This window comes from Oricola indica, assembly GCF_965227485.1.
Taxonomy (GTDB): domain Bacteria; phylum Pseudomonadota; class Alphaproteobacteria; order Rhizobiales; family Rhizobiaceae; genus Oricola; species Oricola indica.
Genome location: NZ_OZ245747.1, coordinates 391,190 through 408,549 on the forward strand (window position 1 = coordinate 391,190; position 17,360 = coordinate 408,549).

18 protein-coding genes are annotated in these 17,360 nt (G+C 62.6%); 9 read left to right on the plus strand and 9 right to left on the minus strand.

Translation table 11 applies throughout. The annotated features are described in order from the left end of the window. Window positions 1-191: 191 nt before the first annotated feature. Window positions 192-1,817, minus strand: coding sequence for a long-chain-fatty-acid--CoA ligase (locus ACQK2M_RS02075; protein ID WP_425416413.1), 1,626 nt, complete (start codon window positions 1,815-1,817; stop codon window positions 192-194). Window positions 1,818-1,962: 145 nt separating this feature from the next. Here ACQK2M_RS02075 and ACQK2M_RS02080 point away from each other — a divergent pair, with 145 nt between their 5' ends. Continuing rightward, window positions 1,963-2,298: a cupin domain-containing protein gene (locus ACQK2M_RS02080; protein WP_425416414.1), complete on the plus strand. Its 336-nt coding sequence runs from the start codon at window positions 1,963-1,965 to the stop codon at window positions 2,296-2,298. A gap of 43 nt (window positions 2,299-2,341) precedes the next feature. Here ACQK2M_RS02080 and ACQK2M_RS02085 read toward each other — a convergent pair whose 3' ends face one another. Continuing rightward, complete coding sequence (locus tag ACQK2M_RS02085; RefSeq protein WP_425416415.1) at window positions 2,342-3,046, minus strand: DUF4386 domain-containing protein; 705 nt, start codon at window positions 3,044-3,046, stop codon at window positions 2,342-2,344. Between the two features lie 16 nt (window positions 3,047-3,062). Next, window positions 3,063-4,055, minus strand: coding sequence for an NAD(P)-dependent alcohol dehydrogenase (locus tag ACQK2M_RS02090; protein ID WP_425416416.1), 993 nt, complete (start codon window positions 4,053-4,055; stop codon window positions 3,063-3,065). Window positions 4,056-4,155: 100 nt separating this feature from the next. Here ACQK2M_RS02090 and ACQK2M_RS02095 point away from each other — a divergent pair, with 100 nt between their 5' ends. Continuing rightward, window positions 4,156-5,049, plus strand: coding sequence for a LysR family transcriptional regulator (locus tag ACQK2M_RS02095; RefSeq protein ID WP_425416417.1), 894 nt, complete (start codon window positions 4,156-4,158; stop codon window positions 5,047-5,049). Between the two features lie 82 nt (window positions 5,050-5,131). After that, window positions 5,132-6,043 carry a ChaN family lipoprotein gene (locus ACQK2M_RS02100; RefSeq protein WP_425416418.1) on the plus strand — a complete coding sequence of 304 codons (912 nt, stop codon included), beginning with the start codon at window positions 5,132-5,134 and terminating at the stop codon, window positions 6,041-6,043. Here the strand turns inward: ACQK2M_RS02100 and ACQK2M_RS02105 are convergent. From ACQK2M_RS02105 to groES, 3 genes are all read right to left on the minus strand, one after another. Then, the gene (locus ACQK2M_RS02105; protein WP_425416419.1) at window positions 6,040-7,185 is read right to left on the minus strand and encodes a mechanosensitive ion channel family protein; all 1,146 of its coding nucleotides are present in this window, start codon (window positions 7,183-7,185) and stop codon (window positions 6,040-6,042) included. The genes ACQK2M_RS02100 and ACQK2M_RS02105 overlap by 4 nt on opposite strands. 157 nt (window positions 7,186-7,342) lie before the next feature. Continuing rightward, window positions 7,343-8,971 carry a chaperonin GroEL gene (gene groL / locus ACQK2M_RS02110; RefSeq protein ID WP_425416420.1) on the minus strand — a complete coding sequence of 543 codons (1,629 nt, stop codon included), beginning with the start codon at window positions 8,969-8,971 and terminating at the stop codon, window positions 7,343-7,345. Between the two features lie 21 nt (window positions 8,972-8,992). Then, on the minus strand, window positions 8,993-9,307 hold the full coding sequence (groES, locus tag ACQK2M_RS02115) for a co-chaperone GroES (RefSeq protein ID WP_425416421.1): 315 nt from the start codon (window positions 9,305-9,307) through the stop codon (window positions 8,993-8,995). Window positions 9,308-9,561: 254 nt separating this feature from the next. On the opposite strand from groES, the gene ACQK2M_RS02120 reads away from it, so the two are divergent. Further along, on the plus strand, window positions 9,562-9,834 hold the full coding sequence (locus ACQK2M_RS02120; protein ID WP_223478843.1) for an usg protein: 273 nt from the start codon (window positions 9,562-9,564) through the stop codon (window positions 9,832-9,834). A gap of 9 nt (window positions 9,835-9,843) precedes the next feature. On the opposite strand, the gene ACQK2M_RS02125 is transcribed toward ACQK2M_RS02120, so the two are convergent. From ACQK2M_RS02125 to ACQK2M_RS02135, 3 genes are all read right to left on the minus strand, one after another. Then, on the minus strand, window positions 9,844-10,533 hold the full coding sequence (locus ACQK2M_RS02125; RefSeq protein ID WP_223478842.1) for a hypothetical protein: 690 nt from the start codon (window positions 10,531-10,533) through the stop codon (window positions 9,844-9,846). Window positions 10,534-10,596: 63 nt separating this feature from the next. Beyond that, a complete protein-coding gene (locus ACQK2M_RS02130) occupies window positions 10,597-11,184 on the minus strand; it encodes a thermonuclease family protein (RefSeq protein WP_425416422.1) in 588 nt (195 codons plus the stop codon). Between the two features lie 450 nt (window positions 11,185-11,634). Then, window positions 11,635-12,237 (minus strand): thermonuclease family protein, encoded by a 603-nt coding sequence (locus tag ACQK2M_RS02135; protein ID WP_425416423.1) that lies wholly within the window; start codon window positions 12,235-12,237, stop codon window positions 11,635-11,637. Between the two features lie 193 nt (window positions 12,238-12,430). Here ACQK2M_RS02135 and pncA point away from each other — a divergent pair, with 193 nt between their 5' ends. The 5 genes from pncA to ACQK2M_RS02160 all read left to right on the plus strand — a co-directional run bounded on the left by pncA (window position 12,431) and on the right by ACQK2M_RS02160 (window position 17,360). After that, on the plus strand, window positions 12,431-13,030 hold the full coding sequence (gene pncA / locus ACQK2M_RS02140; protein WP_425416424.1) for a bifunctional nicotinamidase/pyrazinamidase: 600 nt from the start codon (window positions 12,431-12,433) through the stop codon (window positions 13,028-13,030). Window positions 13,031-13,039: 9 nt separating this feature from the next. Next, a complete protein-coding gene (gene pncB, locus ACQK2M_RS02145; RefSeq protein ID WP_425416425.1) occupies window positions 13,040-14,350 on the plus strand; it encodes a nicotinate phosphoribosyltransferase in 1,311 nt (436 codons plus the stop codon). An 8-nt stretch (window positions 14,351-14,358) separates the two neighbouring features. Next, the gene (locus ACQK2M_RS02150) at window positions 14,359-14,826 is read left to right on the plus strand and encodes a MaoC family dehydratase (protein ID WP_425416426.1); all 468 of its coding nucleotides are present in this window, start codon (window positions 14,359-14,361) and stop codon (window positions 14,824-14,826) included. 65 nt (window positions 14,827-14,891) lie between these two features. Further along, on the plus strand, window positions 14,892-15,359 hold the full coding sequence (locus tag ACQK2M_RS02155; RefSeq protein WP_425416427.1) for a thioesterase family protein: 468 nt from the start codon (window positions 14,892-14,894) through the stop codon (window positions 15,357-15,359). Between the two features lie 162 nt (window positions 15,360-15,521). After that, window positions 15,522-17,360 (plus strand): bifunctional diguanylate cyclase/phosphodiesterase, encoded by a 1,839-nt coding sequence (locus ACQK2M_RS02160; RefSeq protein ID WP_425416428.1) that lies wholly within the window; start codon window positions 15,522-15,524, stop codon window positions 17,358-17,360.

A 17,360-nucleotide genomic window follows, 5' to 3' on the forward strand; every position in this document is an offset into this window, starting at 1 on the left:
CCCGAATCAGACGCGCCTAATACCTGAAACATATAGGGTTTTCAGGGGGAAATGCCAATGTAGCGGCCCGGAACGAGGCCCGACGCGAAAGGCTTGCGCCAGCGTCGGCATCATCCAATGCAGGCGTTTCCCAGCCCCGCGAAATCACGCAAGCACGGACATACCCGCACCGCGATAACGGCGGCCGCACCCTAGCCTGGGAGCTTGTAGCCCTCGAACTGTTCGCGCAGCGCCGTCTTCTTGATCTTGCCGGTCGCGGTGTGCGGGATCTCATCGACGAAGGTGACATCGTCGGGCATCCACCACGAGGCGACCTTGCCTTCCATGAAAGAGAGAATGTCGCTTCCCGATGGCGTGCGGCCTTCACGGGCGACAACGATCAGGAGCGGACGCTCTCCCCATTTCTCGTGGGGCAGTCCGATGACCGCGGCTTCCGCGACATCGGGATGGCCGACAGCGAGATTTTCCAGGTCGATCGAGGAAATCCACTCTCCGCCCGACTTGATGACGTCCTTCGAGCGGTCGGTGATCTGCATGTAGCCGTTCTCGTCGATATGGGCGACATCGCCCGTGTCAAACCAGCCGGCCGCATCGAACTGATCGGCTCCATCGCCGCCGTAATAGGAGGCGGCGACCGCCGGACCGCGTACCTTCAGCCGGCCGAAGGTCTTGCCGTCCCACGGCAGTTCCGCGTCATCGTCATCGGTGATCTTCATTTCGACGCCGAACGGCGCGGCGCCCTGTTTCTGCTTGATGTCGAAGAGATCGTCCCCCGTGAGGGCGGCATATTCCGGCTTCATGGTGCACAGGCTGCCGAGCGGGCTCATCTCGGTCATCCCCCACGCGTGAATGACCTCGACGCCATAGACCTTTTCGAAGGCCTCCGTCATGGCGCGCGGGCACGCCGACCCGCCGATGACGACCTTCTCGAGATGCGGCAGCTTGTTGCCCGTCTGCTCGAGATATTGCAACAGCATCAGCCAGACCGTAGGCACGGCGGCGGTGAAAGTGACCTTTTCGGTGTCGAGAAGTTCGTAGATGGATTCGCCGTCCATCTTGCCGCCGGGCATCACCATCTTGGCGCCGATCATCGGGCCGGACTGGCCAAGCCCCCATGCGTTGGCATGAAACATTGGCACGACAGGCAGGACGACATCCCGTGCGCCAATGCCCATTGCGTCGGGCATGCAGGCCATCATGGCGTGCAGCACGTTGGACCGGTGCGAATAGAGCACACCCTTCGGATCGCCGGTCGTGCCCGAGGTGTAGCACATGCCGCAGGCGGCCTCCTCGCCGACATCGGCCCATTCGAAATCGCCATCGGCTTCGGTCAGCCATTCCTCATAGGACACGACGTTGGGCAGCGCGGTCTCGGGCATATGGGCTGTATCGGTGAGAACGATGACCTTGCGCAGCGACTCGACAGCCGGCGCAAGCTTTTCGACCAATGGCATGAAGGTCAGGTCGGTGAAGATGGCGCGGTCGGACGCATGATTCATGATCCACGCGATCTGGTCGGGAAACAGACGCGGATTGAGTGTGTGGTAGACGCCCCCCATGCCCATGATGCCGAACCATGCTTCCAGATGCCGACCGGTGTTCCAGGCGAGCGTGGCGATCCTGTCTCCGGGCTGGAAGCCCTCGCGGGCGAGCAGCTGCGCGACCTTCAGCGATCGTGCGCGCACTTCGCGCCAGGTCGAACGTGTGATCGGGCCCTCGATCGAGCGCGAGACGACCTCCCGATTTGGGTGCTGTCTCGCCGCATAGTCGATGATCTTGTGGCAGACGAGCGGCCACTCCTGCATCAATCCAAGCATCACGTCTCCTCCCAAGAATGCACCCGACAGACTGGGACGGAGACGGGCGGATTGTCCAGTACCCGCGTGGCATCAGCGCAAAAACTGTCGCAAGGGAAGGTTTACTGCTAGCCTTGTGGCGCATGCGCGCAGAGGAGGACAATCAATGGATCTGCCGGACTTCATCCAGACCCTGGACGCTATCGACCTGCCCATCGACGAGGAAACGGTCTCCACCAACGCCATCCAGTCGGACAAGGGCCTCATGGTCATCTTCACAATACATCAGGACGTCTCGCTGCCGCCGCATTCGCATAGGGGCCAGTGGGGCACAGTGCTGGAAGGTTCGATGGAACTTACGATCGGCGGCGAAACCCGGATCTATCGGCCGGGCGACAGCTACAACATTCCCTCCGGCGTGGAACACAGCGCGCGCCTGCCGGCGGGTACGAAGGTCCTCGACCTGTTCGAGGAGCCGGACCGATATCAGCTGAAGCGATGAGACACGGCGTTTTACCTCTCAGGAGCGCGGCGTCCGGTTTGTTTCATTCGCCGGTGCCGGCTTTCCAGACCCTGGTATCGACACCGCGGATCAGCAGCCAAAGCGCGAAAGCGGTCTCCGCGATCAGCGGCACCACATAGGCAAATTGCAGCGGCCCGTGGATTTCCGGCGCGACGAAGCGGGCGAAAGAGCCCGCCAGATAGACCGGACCGGCGGCGAAGACGAGACCGCCGAGCCAGCGCGGCAGGAAGCCGGAGCGCCAGACGAGCGTTCCTAGAATCAGGCAGGCAACACCGAAGAAAACCAGGCCCAGGTCAAAGCCATGGGCATGAATGTCGAGGAAGAAGGCGGCAAGCGCCTCGCGATCGCCGGAATCGAAGCCAGGCGCTCCGGTGGCGACCAGCAATGCCGCATGCTGGAACAGCAGGCTCGCGCCGATCAAAGCAGCCTGAACCAGCCGGAAGGCCATGGCCATCAGCGACAGAACCTTGCCGGCGGGACGCAACAGCCAGAACAACAGCACCGCGAGCGCTACATCCGACAGCGCCATCGCCATGTCGGCGGCGAAGGACAGGCGAAAAAGACCGGCGTTTTCGACGAGGTTGGCCGCCGTGGCGGCCGGATCGCCCGGAACGATATTGGGGATGCGAACCGCGACCTCGCTGCCCATGCCGGCCAGGATGATCACGACATAGAGCAGGCCGGCAATTCGCGCGATGCGTCCGGCGTCGAATGATTGTTCACGCATGCTCATCTCCTCCGTCTCAGGCCGCAACGGCTGCCGCTTCGGGGGTTTCAAGCGACAGCACCACTGAGCCGCGCACATGCCGGGTCTCGACGCGCCGGTGCGCGTCGGTAATGTCGCCCAGCGGGAAACGGCTGTCGACCACCGCCCGGATTTCGCCCCTGTCGAGCAGACCGGCAAGGTATTCGAGATCATCGCGGCTGTCGTTCGATATCGCGAGCACGATCTTCGGTCCGCCCGTCAGCTTCGCGACCAGCGCCTGGATCATCTCGCGACCGCTGAACTCGAGCGGCACGTAGCGCCCGCCGGGCTTCAGCATCCGCTTCGCGACGGAGTAGGGCAGCTTGCCGACCGGATCGAGCACCACATCGAAGTCCGTGCCGGTATCGGCAATATCCTCACGCCGGTAATCGACGACCTTTTCCGCGCCGAGCGATTTTACCAGATCGAGATTGCCGGTGCCGGCGACACCGGTGACGCTTGCGCCGAGATGGCGGGCAAGCTGGACCGCCCATACGCCAACCGCGCCGGACGCGCCGTTGACGAGAACCTTGTCGCCGGGTTTCACCTTCGCGAAATCGCGAAGGAACACCAGCGCCGAGATCGCACCAAAGGGCACGGCTGCCGCCTCTTCGTAAGTGATCGCTTTCGGTTTATGCGCCACGGCGCCGTCGGCCTTGACGACGAGATATTCCGCATGGGCTCCCTGCGCGAAGCCGAATACGGCGTCGCCAAGCCGAAAGCGCTCGACTTCGGATCCGCGCGAGACGACGCGGCCGGAAAAAGCATTGCCGAGAATCGGGTTGCGCGGGCGGCTAAGGCCGAACATCAGGCGGCCCGGAAGCCACATGACGCCCGGAAAGGCAGAGGCGCGCAGACGCCAGTCGGCGGTGGTGACGGCGGCGGAATAGACCTTGACCAGAATCTCGCCCTTGCAGGGTTCCGGACGGACGACATCGCCAACGGACAGGACTCCGGCATCGCCGTATTTCTCGTAAAGGACGGCTTTCATAATGGCTTCTCCAACAGGATCGATTGCGTTGATGCAGATATATCCATGCGTTCACGCATATTAAATTGACCAATTACTGTGCTCTGGTATGCATTATCGTATGGATTGGCGTTCCGTGAAGTTCGACTGGAACCGGGCCCGGGCGTTTCTCGTCACGGCCGAAGAGGGTTCGCTGTCCGCCGCGGCGCGGGCGCTTGGCATGGCGCAGCCGACGCTCGGGAGGCAGGTCGACGCGCTGGAAACCGAACTCGGCGTCGTATTGTTCGAGCGCGCCGGGCGCGGACTGACGCTGACGCCGGCGGGTCTGGAACTGCTCGACCATGTGCGCGCAATGGGCAACGCCGCGGGCCTCGTTTCGCTCGCCGCCTCCGGTCAGGCTCAGTCCATCGAGGGATCGATCTGCATAACTGCAAGCGAGATCTACTCGGCCTTTCTGCTGCCGCCCGTCGTGGCGCGGCTGAGACGGGAGCAGCCGGGTATTGAGGTCGAAATCGTCGCCTCCAACGCGGCGATCGACCTGAAGCGGCGCGAGGCGGATATCGCCATCCGCAATTTTCGGCCGACGCAGCCCGATCTGATCGCGAAGAAGATCGGCGACGATCTCGCCCGGTTCTACGCCGCGCCCGACTACCTGAAACGGATCGGCAATCCCGCGACGCCGGAAGACCTGTCGCGTGCGGATTTCATCGGCTTCGACACGACATCGGTCATGCTGGACGGGTTGAACCGGATGGGGCTTTCGCTGACGGCGGCGAACTTTCCGGTGTTGACCGCCAACCACCTCGTCCACTGGGAACTGGTCAAAGCCGGCGTGGCGATCGGCATCGTGCCGGAACGGATCGGCGACAGTGAACCGACCGTGCGCCGCGTGCTGCCGGATTTCCATCCGATGGAATTTCCGATCTGGCTGACGACACATCGCGAGCTCAACACCAGCCGACGCGTGCGCCTCGTCTTCGACATGCTGGCGGAGGAACTCGGAAAAAAGCGCTGACGTTACGGCCACTTGAACATGTGGCACTTGTTTTCCAGATTGCTTCGACAAGCATCGCGACAGGACCACGATAGGAGTGATCATGCCCATACGCCCCGTGCTTTCGGCTGCAGTCATAATGGGCTGCTTGACGGCGTTTCACGCGGCGGCCTGGAGCCATCCCCTGGACGGCACCGCATGGACCGGCGACGGGTCGAAGACGACTTACGCGGATATCGAGGCGCGGGCGGTCGCTGCGGATTTCGTGCTTGTCGGCGAAATCCACACCAATTCGGTGCATCACACGATCCAGGCGGACATCATCCGCACCATGGCGGAGGCCGGCCGCGAGCCGGCGGTGGTGTTCGAGATGGTTCCGAAAAGCCTGCAACCGGTTCTCGACGCGGCGATGGCAGCGCCCGCGCCAGACCTCGACGCACTTGGCGCGGAACTGCGCTGGACGGAACGCGGCTGGCCGGACTGGGCCATCTACCGCCCGATCTTCGAAGTCGCGCTGGAACTCGGCCTCCCCCTTGTCGCCGGCGATCTGGACCGCAGCGTGATCCGCGATATCGGAAAGCAATCTCTTACCATTGAATCGGACGTCACCTATCCCGAGGAAACGGGCGCGCGGCTGGCGGAGGAATTGATGGCCGCCCATTGCGACCTGCTGCCCGAAGAGGCTATCGCGCCGATGATCGACGTCCAGCTTGCCCGCGACCTGTCCATGGCAACGGCAATGCTGGACGCGGGGCGCAGCGACAGTGCGGTCCTGATTGCCGGTGCGGGTCACGCACGCAGCGACTGGGGCGTGCCGTTCATCCTGCAAACAAAGGCGCCAAACGCCGACACGGTCTCGATCGGATTGTTCGAGGTAACGGAGGACGCTACGCGCTTCGCCGACTATGAAGACACGGAGGGCCAAGGCCTGCCCTTCGACTTCATTCGCTTCACGCAGCGCAGCGAAACGCGCGACCATTGCGCGGATCTGGAAAAGCAACTGGACAAGAACTAGGAGACCGGAGCGCGGGCGCCATCCGGGAGATCTTCGCGATATTCCTCCGCGCCCGACCGGGAGATCTCGGCGCGGAAGCGCGGCAGGGCCTGCGGATATTCGGCCTGAAGCCAGGCGATGAGCTTCTCGCGGATTTCGCAGCGCAGTTCCCATGTGGCGATCGAGTTGCGTGCGCTCATGATGCCGCGCACAACGATCGTCTTTTCGTTCGCATCGGTCATGTGCATCTTGGCGACCTGCCCGTCCCAGAGCGACGAAGCCTCCACGAATTCGATGAGCTTTGCGCGCAGGGTCTCCACCGGCACCGAGTAATCGACATGCCAGGTGACCGCCCCGATGATCGAGGTGCCTTCGCGGGTCCAGTTCTCGAACGGCTTCTCGATGAAGTAGGAAAGCGGCACGACCATGCGCCGCCAGTCCCAGATGCGCACGACGACATAGGTCGCGCCGATTTCCTCGATCCAGCCCCACTCGCCCTCGACGATGACGACATCCTCCAGCCGGATTGGCTGGGTGAGCGCGATCTGGACGCCGGCGATCAGGTTGGCGAGGACCGGACGGGCGGCGAAGCCGACGGCGAGGCCGGCAACGCCGGCGGAGGCGAACAGGCTGACGCCATATTGGCGTACGCCGTCGAAAGTCAAAAGCACGGAGGCGGCGGCGATGATGAAAATCAGGATGTTGGCTGTTCGACGCAGCACGCGGACCTGCGTCACGACTTTGCGGCCATGGACGTTGTCCTCGCCATCTTCCGTTTCAAGGCGATGGCCGCGCATCAACCGGTCGGTGAAGAGATTGGTCAGCAGGATCGCCGTCCAGCCGATCAGCCCGATCATGATGACCGAGATCGTCCTGGAGACCGCGCCCTTGAACTCCATCGGCAAGCCGGAGGCGGAGACCGCCACCGAAACAGCGAGCAGAATGATGGCGAGGCGGGCGGGACTGCGCGCACGGCCGATCGCCTGCCGCCACCATGAACTGCGGCGCAGCATGCGCGCGAGAGCTCGCCACAGAAGCGCATGGACGGCCCATCCGACGAAGATCGCAACGGCAAGCAGTATGAGCGGCCATGCCCAGAGGGACGCCAGCATATAGGTGTCGACTATGGCTTCTTCGGCGGTTTCGACGATCTCTTCCGGCATCGATCCTTGCAGCGGTTTGTAATGGCGTGGCCGCGCCGCAAAGCGCGCGAGAGGCTCATTCTTGTCCTTGAGCTAGGGCAAGTCTACCGCAGTGCAACAAAAAACCCGCGGGAAGGTTCCCGCGGGTCGATTGTCTGTCAGAGGCTTTGAGGCCGGATCAGAAGTCCATGCCGCCGCCCGGCATGGCCGGCATCGGGGCTTCCTTCTTAGGCAGTTCGGCGACCATGGCCTCGGTGGTGATCAGCAAGCCGGCGACGGAGGCTGCGTCCTGAAGGGCGGTACGCACGACCTTGAGCGGGTCGATCACGCCGGACGCGAACAGGTCCTCGAAGGCGTCGGTCTGGGCGTTCCAGCCCCAGGAGAAGTCGGACTTCTCGCGGACCTTGCCGACGATGACGGAGCCTTCGGCGCCGGCATTCGTGGCGATCTGGCGCATCGGCGCCTCGATTGCGCGGCGGATGATGTTCACGCCGACTTCCTGGTCGTGGTTCGCGGTCTCGACGCTTTCGAGCGCCTTGACGGCGCGCATCAGCGCGGTGCCGCCACCCGGCAGGATGCCTTCCTCGACGGCCGCACGGGTTGCGTGCAGGGCGTCGTCGACACGGTCCTTCTTCTCCTTCACCTCGACTTCGGTCGCGCCGCCAACGCGGATGACCGCAACGCCGCCAGCAAGCTTTGCAAGGCGCTCCTGCAGCTTCTCGCGGTCGTAATCGGAGGTGGTTTCCTCGATCTGGGCCTTGATCTGGTTGACGCGGCCTTCGATCTCGGACTTCTCACCGGCGCCATCGACGATGGTGGTGTTTTCCTTCTCGATAACCACTTTCTTGGCCTTGCCGAGCATGTCGAGCGTGACATTCTCGAGCTTCACGCCGAGATCCTCGGAGATGAAGGTGCCGTTTGTGAGGATGGCGATGTCCTGCAGCATGGCCTTGCGGCGGTCGCCGAAGCCCGGCGCCTTGACGGCGGCGATCTTGAGGCCGCCGCGCAGCTTGTTGACGACGAGCGTGGCGAGCGCCTCACCCTCGACATCCTCGGCGATGATCAGAAGCGGCTTGCCGGACTGGACCACGGCCTCTAGGACCGGGAGCATGGCCTGCAGGTTGGAGAGCTTCTTTTCGTGCAGCAGGATGTAGGGGTCGTCGAGCTCGACGCGCATCTTCTCCTGGTTGGTGACGAAATAGGGCGACAGGTAACCGCGGTCGAACTGCATGCCTTCGACGACTTCGAGCTCGGTCTCGGCGGTCTTGGCTTCCTCGACGGTGATGACGCCTTCATTGCCGACCTTTTCCATAGCCTCGGAGAGGAACTTGCCGATCTCGGCGTCGCCATTGGCGGAGATGGTGCCGACCTGGGCGATCTCCGAGTTCTGCGAGACCTTGCGGGCATTGGCCTTGAGTTCGGCGACGACGGCGTCGACAGCCTTGTCGATACCGCGCTTGAGGTCCATCGGGTTCATGCCCGACGCCACGGCCTTGGCGCCCTCGCGGACGATCGCCTGGGCGAGGACGGTCGCGGTGGTGGTGCCGTCGCCGGCCAGATCGTTGGTCTTGGACGCAACTTCGCGCACCATCTGCGCACCCATGTTCTCGAACTTGTCTTCCAGTTCGACTTCCTTGGCGACGGTGACGCCGTCCTTGGTGATGCGGGGCGCGCCGAACGACTTGTCGATCACGACATTGCGCCCCTTGGGGCCGAGCGTGACCTTCACGGCATTGGCGAGAATGTCGACGCCAAGCAGCATCTTCTCGCGCGCTTCGACGTTAAACTTGACTTCCTTTGCAGCCATTTTCGTTTTCCCTTGTTACGCTCAGGCGGCCTTTTTCGCCGCGGCTTCGGCCTCGATGACGCCCATGACGTCGGATTCCTTCATGATCAGGTAATCCGTGCCTTCGAGCTTGATCTCGGTGCCGGACCATTTGCCGAACAGGATGCGGTCGCCAACCTGAACGTCTAGCGGCTGGATCGCGCCCTTCTCGTCGCGCGCGCCGGAGCCCACAGCGACAACCTCGCCCTCGGACGGCTTTTCCTTGGCTGTATCGGGAATGATGATTCCCCCGGCCGTCTTTTCCTCGGGTTCGATGCGGCGGACCAGAATGCGGTCATGCAATGGACGGAACTTCATGCGTGTTTTCCTCCTGGACAAACGATGTTGAAGAGAGTTCCGCCGGCCGCCGTTCCCTTCGAACCGGCGGCTGGCGCGCGATCCGGATCGCGGCTTCGCGCGCCGGAAATCTGGTTTCGGATATTTTCGGATTCAAGAGGAGCGAAAGAAAAAATCAGCACTCGCCCGTATGGGCTGCTAACAAACTGATATTATTGACAGAATCAGATTTTTTCGTAGCGTTCTTCGGTGCAATAGTCCGAAAAGGAGTGGCAATGCAAGGCAAGAGCGCTTTCGAATTGCAACTGGAAGGCTACGGGCTGACAACAGCCCATATCCTCTATCGCATGCCGGACCATCCGGGCATCCTGCAGACCTATGTCTGGCAGGACTACGACCTGGCTCCGGAGTTTCCACAGATGTACGGATTTCTCGATTTCTGGGAGAACAATCTCGACGGCCCGCTGCATTCTGTGCGCTACTCGCACCAAAGGCTGATCAAGCCCGGCGAGTTTCGCCGCGTGGACGGCGAGATCGTGCTGCACTAGGGGCTTGCCCTAGTCGAGCGCCAGAACATCCGAGACGAGCCGCACGCGCTCGTCGGCCGTCTCGACCACGATGACCGCGTCGCCGCCTGCCTCGACGGTTTTGGCGGGGACTTCGATTTCGGCCGAAAGCTTGCCGGCAGCGTCGGTCTCGACCGTATCCAGCATGGTCAGGCTGTCGCCGCGGCGAAGGCCGATCCTGACGTCCTTGTTCCCGGGAAGGCCGGACGCCTCGACCTCGAACTTGCCGTCATCCTTTTTCTCGACGTCGACTTCGGGACCGCGCGACGGCTGGGCATCGACGCCAGGCAAGCCAATGCGATCGCCGAACTCGGCGATCTCGCGACTGAAATCCGGCGTGTCAGCCAGATAGTCGGAGACGGTCTTGCCGGCTGAATTGGCCGCATCCCGGATGTTCCGTCCGGCATCATCCATGGCCATCCGCGCCCTGCCAAGGAAATCATCGACTGCATCCTCTTCGAAGACTGGCATTTTCAGTTTGCCTTCGGGAAGGTCGGCAACCGTATCGGCGTCGTTGACGCGCAGGATTTCCCCCGGCTCGGTGCCACAGCGCTCGGCAAGCTGTTCAAGCGTCTCGCCCGGCTGCATTTCCTCAATGAAGCCGCATGTGGAGCGGGCGTTGGCCGGGGCGGCCAAAGCGGTCGTGGCGGCGATGACGATCAAGAAGGATGTGCGGCGCATAGCGGTCTCCCGGCTTGATGGAACGTGTGTCCATAGCCGGCGAGCCTGGCGAAAGGTTCCGCTTCAGGCTCCGCACCAGGTTCCCACCGGCTCGCGGCGGCCGCGCCACGAGACGGCGAGGCCGTTGCTGACAAGCAGCGCGCCGGCATCGCCGGCGGATGTCGCAATCGCGGCCAGTGTGCGGCCATAGCGGTCCTGTCCCTGCCGGACGATGCGGATCGGCTGGCCGTCGAGCAGGCGCGCGAGTGCGCGCGTGGCGGCAGCAGCGCGCTGCGTTTCCGCGCGACAGCGGCCCTTCACCTCGGGCGCATCGATATTGACGAGCCTGATCTTTTCGCCGGCGAGCCAAATCGTGTCGCCATCGACCACGCAATCGACCCCGCGGCCCACGCCACAAATCGGCATGGCGCGCGGCGCTACCGTGGCGGAGAAATCCGGCGGTGCGGAAGGCGTATAGGCGCTGGTGGTCATGTGGTCGACAAGCGCGCCCACGCGCGAGAGTTCGATACCGTCCACATGGCGCAGCATCACCGCAACGCCCGCGCCAATGGAGAAGCAGGCGACCAGCAAAAGCGCCGTGCGCCACGGCAGGCGACTGCTGGACCGCGAGCGGGAGGTGGCGTTTCCGCGTTTTGCGTCGATGGTGGCCATGGCACGCGTTCCGGTTCGAATCGTGATGCGAGCCTGCGGGCCGAGGTCTTACTTTTTCGTTCAAGCGGCCGACGGGTCAGCTTCGCGGCATTGCCGGACATGCGCCCATGGCCTAGACGGGACATATGCCGATACCCCAGGAGAATTTTTTGCCGCCTCGCGCGACTTCAACGCCTTCATGGCGGATGCGAAGGCAGCGCTCGGGACCGTCGCGTCGGTGCTCAGGCGGCATGTGAACGGGGAGGATTTCGAGCGGATTCTGGCGGGGTTGCCGGAAGAGGCGCGGGCCTGTTGGGCGTAGCCGCCGAATACCTAAATTCGACCACGAAACGCGGCATCGACAGCGAGTCGGAACTTCGGCAGATACCGGATGGATTTGACGGTTATGTCTGAACGAACCGGATCGAGGTGGTTGGCCCGCTCCTTGAGAAAGGCAAACCCGGGTAAGGTCTACTCGCACCAGGTCTCGCGTGGCTCCTCGCGGCCCTTCCATGGAACCGCGACGCCGAAGCGGACGAGATTGCGACCGACATCGCCATCGGGCGTTTCGACGACGGCCAGGACTCGCGCCTGTCTGTCGCGGCCCTTGCTGCGGATCTCGATCGTGCGGCCATCCAGCAATTGCTTCAGCGTCTCGACGGCCTCGCGGCCGAGCGCCGTTTCACGCATGCAGCGACCTTCCGCCCGAGGGACGGCCGCATTGGCGAGGCGGAAGCGCACGCCATTCAGCCAGAAAGTGTTGCCGTCGATTATGCAGTTCTCGAATTGCCGCCCGCGGCATATATCCATCGGTCTCGGTTCTATTCCCTCGTAGAAGTCGAAGCCCTGGCTGCTTTCGCGACTGACGGAACTGGTGAAGAAAACCGGTTCCTCGACCGCCGCCGCCCCGCGCCGTTCCGGATCATGCGAGGCGAGCACCGCCCAGGTGCCGCCGCCGACGGCGAGAAACAGGCCGATGATCGCCGCGGCAATCGTCGCGCGTGTCGACAGGAACCGGGCCGCTCGTCCATTGGTGTCGACGGCAAGAAAGAGATCGGGATGGTTGCTGCGCATGTATCTCGGTGCGAATTTTGTTGCGCTGCATTATCGGGCCGCCGCATTACCAATTCGTTCGGGAAAACACGCAAATTCGAGGGAGTGGGCCATCGTGCCGCCGGTTTCAGGCGGCGATGCGCTTAGCGGCCTTTTCATTGCCCTGTACGTGTCCTATTCGTTTGGCAACCGCCACCGGCAAAGGGAGGCCGCCATGGCGCACAAGGCGCTGATCGTCATCGACATGCAGAACGACTTCTGTCCGGGAGGCGCGCTCGCCGTCGGCGGCGGAGACGAGATCGTTCCGCTCGTCAACCACCTGATCGACAGCCACGACCACGTGATCCTGACGCAGGACTGGCACCCGGTGGGTCACTCCTCTTTCGCATCACAGCACGAGGGCAGACAGCCCTTCGAGACCATCGAGGCCTCCTACGGACCGCAGACGCTGTGGCCAGACCACTGCGTGCAAGGGACAAAAGGCGCGCAATTCCACGACGATCTCCAATGGACGAAAGCGGAACTCGTGATCCGCAAGGGTTTCCGACCGGAGATCGACAGTTACTCGGCTTTCTTCGAAAACGACCACGAGACGCCGACAGGCCTTTCCGGATACCTGAAAGAGCGGGGGTTCGGGGAGGTCGTGCTTTGCGGGCTGGCGACGGATTTCTGCGTCGGCTTCTCGGCGCTCGACGCGGTGACCTGCGGCTTCAAGACTTCGGTTGTCATGCAGGCCTGCCGCGCGATCGACCTGGACGGGTCGCTGGCGGCGATGACCGAGCGGATGCGCGCCGCCGGCGTGCATCTTCTCTAGGACGACACCATGGTTTTTCGCGTTCTCGATATCGCAAGGCGTGTGCACGACCATACCTGGAAGCTCGATCCGATCGTCCGGTCGTTGCTCGATACGGATTTCTACAAGCTGATGATGCTGCAGATGATCTGGAAGCAACATGCCGATGTGAATGCGACCTTCTCGCTGATCAACCGAACGACGTCGATCCGGCTTGCCGAGGAGATCGACATCGACGAGTTGCGGGACCAGCTCGATTACGCACGGTCGGTCCGGCTGACCAAGAAGGAGCATATCTGGCTCGCCGGTAACACCTTCTACGGGCGCAAGCAGATCTTCGAGCCGGAGTTCCTCGCATGGCTGGCCGACTTTCAGCTGCCCGACTACGAGATCTCGGTGAAGGACGGTCAGTTCCAACTCGATTTCCACGGGCCTTGGACGCATACGACCATGTGGGAGATTCCGGCGCTCGCCATCGTCAACGAGTTGCGTTCGCGCGCGGCGATGCGCGGCATGGGACCGTTCGAACTCGACGTACTCTATGCGCGCGCCAAGGCGAAGATGTGGGAGAAGGTCGAGCGGTTGAAGGCGCTCGATGGTCTGTCGATCTCGGATTTCGGCACGCGGCGGCGGCACTCCTTCCTGTGGCAGCGCTGGTGCGTGCAAGCCTTGCAGGAAGGCATTCCCGACGCTTTCACCGGCACCTCGAACGTGCTTCTCGCGATGGACAACGACCTCGAAGCCGTAGGCACCAATGCGCATGAACTGCCGATGGTCTACGCAGCGCTGGCGGAGACCGACGCCGGCATCGCGCAAGCGAATTACAGGGTGCTGGAAGACTGGAACGCGCTTTACGGCGGCAATCTGCGCATCGTCCTGCCCGACACGTTCGGAACCGCGGCTTTTCTCGAGGACGCACCCGACTGGGTGGCCGACTGGACCGGTTTCCGGCCGGACTCGGCCCCGCCGGTCGAGGGCGGCGAACGCATCATCGACTGGTGGCGGAAAAAGGGCCGTGACCCGGCACAGAAAATCCTGATCTTCTCCGACGGGCTGGATGTCGATACGATCGTAAGCACGCACGAACATTTCAAAGGCGAGGTGCGCATGGCCTTCGGCTGGGGCACCAATCTGACCAATGATTTCGTCGATTGCGCGCCGCGCCGCAATGACCAGCTTCGCGCCATCTCCCTCGTCTGCAAGGTCACCGAAGCCAACGGAAAACCGGCGGTCAAGCTGTCGGACAATCCGAGAAAGGCGACAGGCGATCCGGCGGAGATCGAGCGGTATCTCCGGATTTTCGGGACGGGAGAACGGATCGACAAACCTGTCTATGTGTGAGGGGAAGCATGACGAATTCCGACGTGCAGGACGCACTCTATCTCGACGATTTTTTTGTCGGGCAGCGATTTGAGGCGCGTGGCGAATATCCGCTCGACACGGAGACAATCCGGCGCTTCGCGTCGGAATACGACCCGCAGCCCTTCCATACCGACGACGAGGCGGCGAAGGATTCGTTCTTTCGCGGCCTGGCCGCAAGCGGCTGGCAGGTCGCCTCGCTGACGATGAAACTGCTCGTCGAAAGCGGTCCGAAAATCGCCGGCGGGATGATCGGCGCGGGCGGCGAGATAGCATGGCCGCAACCGACCCGGCCGGGCGACGTTCTGCGGGTGACCAGCGAAGTCCTCGCCGTCAAGCCGTCGCGCTCGAAACCGGATCGAGGTTTCGCGACAGTTCGCCACGAGAGCCGCAACCAGAATGGCGAACTGCTGCAGACCTTCACTGTGAACATGCTGGTTTTCCGACGGCCCGACTAGGCGACGCTCGACTTCCTTTTACGTAAACGTTAGAGCTGTCCATTCGGAACGATGAGACTGCCGCCATGAACCTTATCCTTCGCCTTATCTGGGTCATCCTGACCGCAAAGGGGCGTGGCCGTATGGACGTCCTGGCGGAAGGGCGCGTGACGCTGCGCTGCTGGCCGAACGATCTCGATACCAATCTGCACATGAACAATGGCCGCTATCTCACCATCATGGATCTCGGCCGGCTGGACCTGATCCTGCGCACGGGGCTCCTGCCGGTCATGCGGTCGCGCAAATGGTATCCGGTCATCGCGACGGCGAGGATCGGATTCCGGCGATCGATCAATGTCTTCGAGTGCTTCGACCTGACAACGCGAGTAATCGGCTGGGATGAAAAGTGGCTCTATATCGAGCATCGCATGGAACGCGGCGACAAGGTGATGGCGCAAGCCTTCGTCAAAGGGCTTTTCCTCGGCCCCGACGGCAAGGTGCCGATGACCGAACTGATCGCGGCGGCGGGGCATCGGGCCCGTCACCTGAAATAGATCCCGAGATCTTGGCAGCACTCGCATAGTTGACGCGACCTCCCGACTTCGCAACCTCAAGTTAAATGTGGGGGATTTTCGTGAAGAAATACCTGTTGAAGTAAACCTAATCGTAACGGGCGCATGATGCATTGCGACGCAGATACGAACAGGCAGGTGCCGATGACACTGGAAGCTCAACTCAAGCTTTCCGCCTTTCAGGGCAAGATTCTCGAAGCGGTCGCGACAGGCAGCGACTTCCACAGCGTGGCCGACCTCCTCTGCCGCGAGGCCGAGCAAATTGCGCCGGATGCCGTCTGCACGATCGTGCGCATAGAGAACGGTCTTATCCGACCGGTCGCGGCGCCGAGCCTGCCTGACAGCTATGCCGAGGCGCTTGACGGCGTGCCCATCGGGCCGGAGGTGGGCTCATGCGGCGCCGCCGCCTATTTCGGGGAACCCGTGCAAACGACGGATATCGCTAAAGATCCGAAATGGCAGCCTTATCTCGGATTGATCGCGCCGCACCGGCTCAAAGCCTGCTGGTCGAGCCCGATCAAGACGCGCGACGGTCGCACAGTGGCGACCTTCGCCTTCTATTTTCGCGAAAACCGCGGCGCGGACGACGCGGAAAAGGAACTGGTCAAGCGTTGCGTCCATTTGTGCGCGATCGCGTTCGAATATGCCGAGATCAATGCGCATAACGAGTATCTCGCCTATAGCGACCAATTGACCGGAATCGGAAACCGCCGGTCATTCGATACGGCGTTCTTCGATCCGGAGCTGTTGTCGGCTCCGTTCGGCCTGTTGCTCATCGACATCGACAATCTCAAGATCGTGAATGACAGTCTCGGCCATTGCGCCGGCGACACGCAAATCGCTTCGGTGGCGAAGCGGCTCGCCGCGCTTGCCGGCAAGAACAACGCGTTCCGCCTTGGCGGCGACGAATTCGCGATCATTTGCCGGGGATGCAAGGACCACGCTTCGTTGCGGCAAAAGGCCTATATGGCGCTCGACGCGGTCACCCAGCCGATCGAGACAGAGAACGGAACGCTTTCGCCCAGTGTCACGATCGGCGGCGTTCTCAACGGTATCGACGGAACCGCGCCCGAACAGCTTCGCCAGAACGCGGACATGGCGCTCTACCACGCCAAGCAGATGCGGCGCGGCGGATATGTCCAGTTCGATCCGAGCCACAAGAGCACCATCCTGCGCCGTATCGCCGAATCGCGCGATTTGCTGGAAGCACTGGACGAGGACCGGGTCATCGCCTTTTACCAGCCGGTGGTCAGCCTGGAGACCGGGCGAATCACCGGTGTCGAGGCGCTGGCGCGGATAAGGCGCCCGGACGGCCGGATCGCGACGGCATCGGAATTCCAGATGGCGTTCGATGACGCACGCAACACCTCACGGCTGACCGCGCAGATGATCGATCTCGCCTTCAACGAGTTGCGCCACTGGCTCGACGAAGGCCTGCCGATCGAGCATGTCGCGATCAACCTGGCGACGGCGGATTTCCGGCCCGACGATCTCGAGGAACGGCTGATGTCCGCGCTGGAAAGAACCGGCCTCTCGCCACATCGCTTGCAGCTGGAAGTGACCGAGACGGTGCTGATGGAAGGCCATGTTGCGCAGCCCATGGCCAATCTGCGAAAACGCGGTGTCCGTGTCGCACTCGACGATTTTGGCACCGGCTTCGCATCTCTGACCCATCTGCTGCATTTTCCGGTCGACGTCATCAAGATCGACAAGAGCTTCGTGGAAAAGCTCATGACCGATGTCCCGAGCGCCGCGATCGTCGAAGCGCTGGCTGACATAGCGCGCAAGACCGGGCTCGATGTCGTCGCCGAGGGCGTCGAAACCTATGCGCAGGCAGAAAGGCTGGCCGAACTCGGCTGCGATTTCGGCCAGGGATACCTTTTCTCCCGGCCAGTCGATGCAGCCGTGATCACCGATCTGCTGCGAACCACGCTGCCGGTACGTGATCCGGCAGCTTTGCAGTCCAGGCAAAAACGGGCCTGA

What these genes read in the sequence shown, in the direction of transcription:
- ACQK2M_RS02120 (WP_223478843.1), top strand. Translation starts at nt 9,562, where the DNA reads ATGCAAGGCAAGAGCGCTTTCGAATTGCAACTGGAAGGCTACGGGCTG.
- ACQK2M_RS02130 (WP_425416422.1), bottom strand. Translation starts at nt 11,184, where the DNA reads ATGGCCACCATCGACGCAAAACGCGGAAACGCCACCTCCCGCTCGCGG.
- pncA (WP_425416424.1), top strand. Translation starts at nt 12,431, where the DNA reads ATGGCGCACAAGGCGCTGATCGTCATCGACATGCAGAACGACTTCTGT.
- ACQK2M_RS02155 (WP_425416427.1), top strand. Translation starts at nt 14,892, where the DNA reads ATGAACCTTATCCTTCGCCTTATCTGGGTCATCCTGACCGCAAAGGGG.
- ACQK2M_RS02125 (WP_223478842.1), bottom strand. Translation starts at nt 10,533, where the DNA reads ATGCGCCGCACATCCTTCTTGATCGTCATCGCCGCCACGACCGCTTTG.
- ACQK2M_RS02100 (WP_425416418.1), top strand. Translation starts at nt 5,132, where the DNA reads ATGCCCATACGCCCCGTGCTTTCGGCTGCAGTCATAATGGGCTGCTTG.
- groES (WP_425416421.1), bottom strand. Translation starts at nt 9,307, where the DNA reads ATGAAGTTCCGTCCATTGCATGACCGCATTCTGGTCCGCCGCATCGAA.
- ACQK2M_RS02090 (WP_425416416.1), bottom strand. Translation starts at nt 4,055, where the DNA reads ATGAAAGCCGTCCTTTACGAGAAATACGGCGATGCCGGAGTCCTGTCC.
- ACQK2M_RS02080 (WP_425416414.1), top strand. Translation starts at nt 1,963, where the DNA reads ATGGATCTGCCGGACTTCATCCAGACCCTGGACGCTATCGACCTGCCC.
- ACQK2M_RS02085 (WP_425416415.1), bottom strand. Translation starts at nt 3,046, where the DNA reads ATGCGTGAACAATCATTCGACGCCGGACGCATCGCGCGAATTGCCGGC.
- groL (WP_425416420.1), bottom strand. Translation starts at nt 8,971, where the DNA reads ATGGCTGCAAAGGAAGTCAAGTTTAACGTCGAAGCGCGCGAGAAGATG.
- ACQK2M_RS02095 (WP_425416417.1), top strand. Translation starts at nt 4,156, where the DNA reads ATGGATTGGCGTTCCGTGAAGTTCGACTGGAACCGGGCCCGGGCGTTT.
- ACQK2M_RS02150 (WP_425416426.1), top strand. Translation starts at nt 14,359, where the DNA reads ATGACGAATTCCGACGTGCAGGACGCACTCTATCTCGACGATTTTTTT.
- pncB (WP_425416425.1), top strand. Translation starts at nt 13,040, where the DNA reads ATGGTTTTTCGCGTTCTCGATATCGCAAGGCGTGTGCACGACCATACC.
- ACQK2M_RS02135 (WP_425416423.1), bottom strand. Translation starts at nt 12,237, where the DNA reads ATGCGCAGCAACCATCCCGATCTCTTTCTTGCCGTCGACACCAATGGA.
- ACQK2M_RS02075 (WP_425416413.1), bottom strand. Translation starts at nt 1,817, where the DNA reads ATGCTTGGATTGATGCAGGAGTGGCCGCTCGTCTGCCACAAGATCATC.
- ACQK2M_RS02160 (WP_425416428.1), top strand. Translation starts at nt 15,522, where the DNA reads ATGACACTGGAAGCTCAACTCAAGCTTTCCGCCTTTCAGGGCAAGATT.
- ACQK2M_RS02105 (WP_425416419.1), bottom strand. Translation starts at nt 7,185, where the DNA reads ATGCCGGAAGAGATCGTCGAAACCGCCGAAGAAGCCATAGTCGACACC.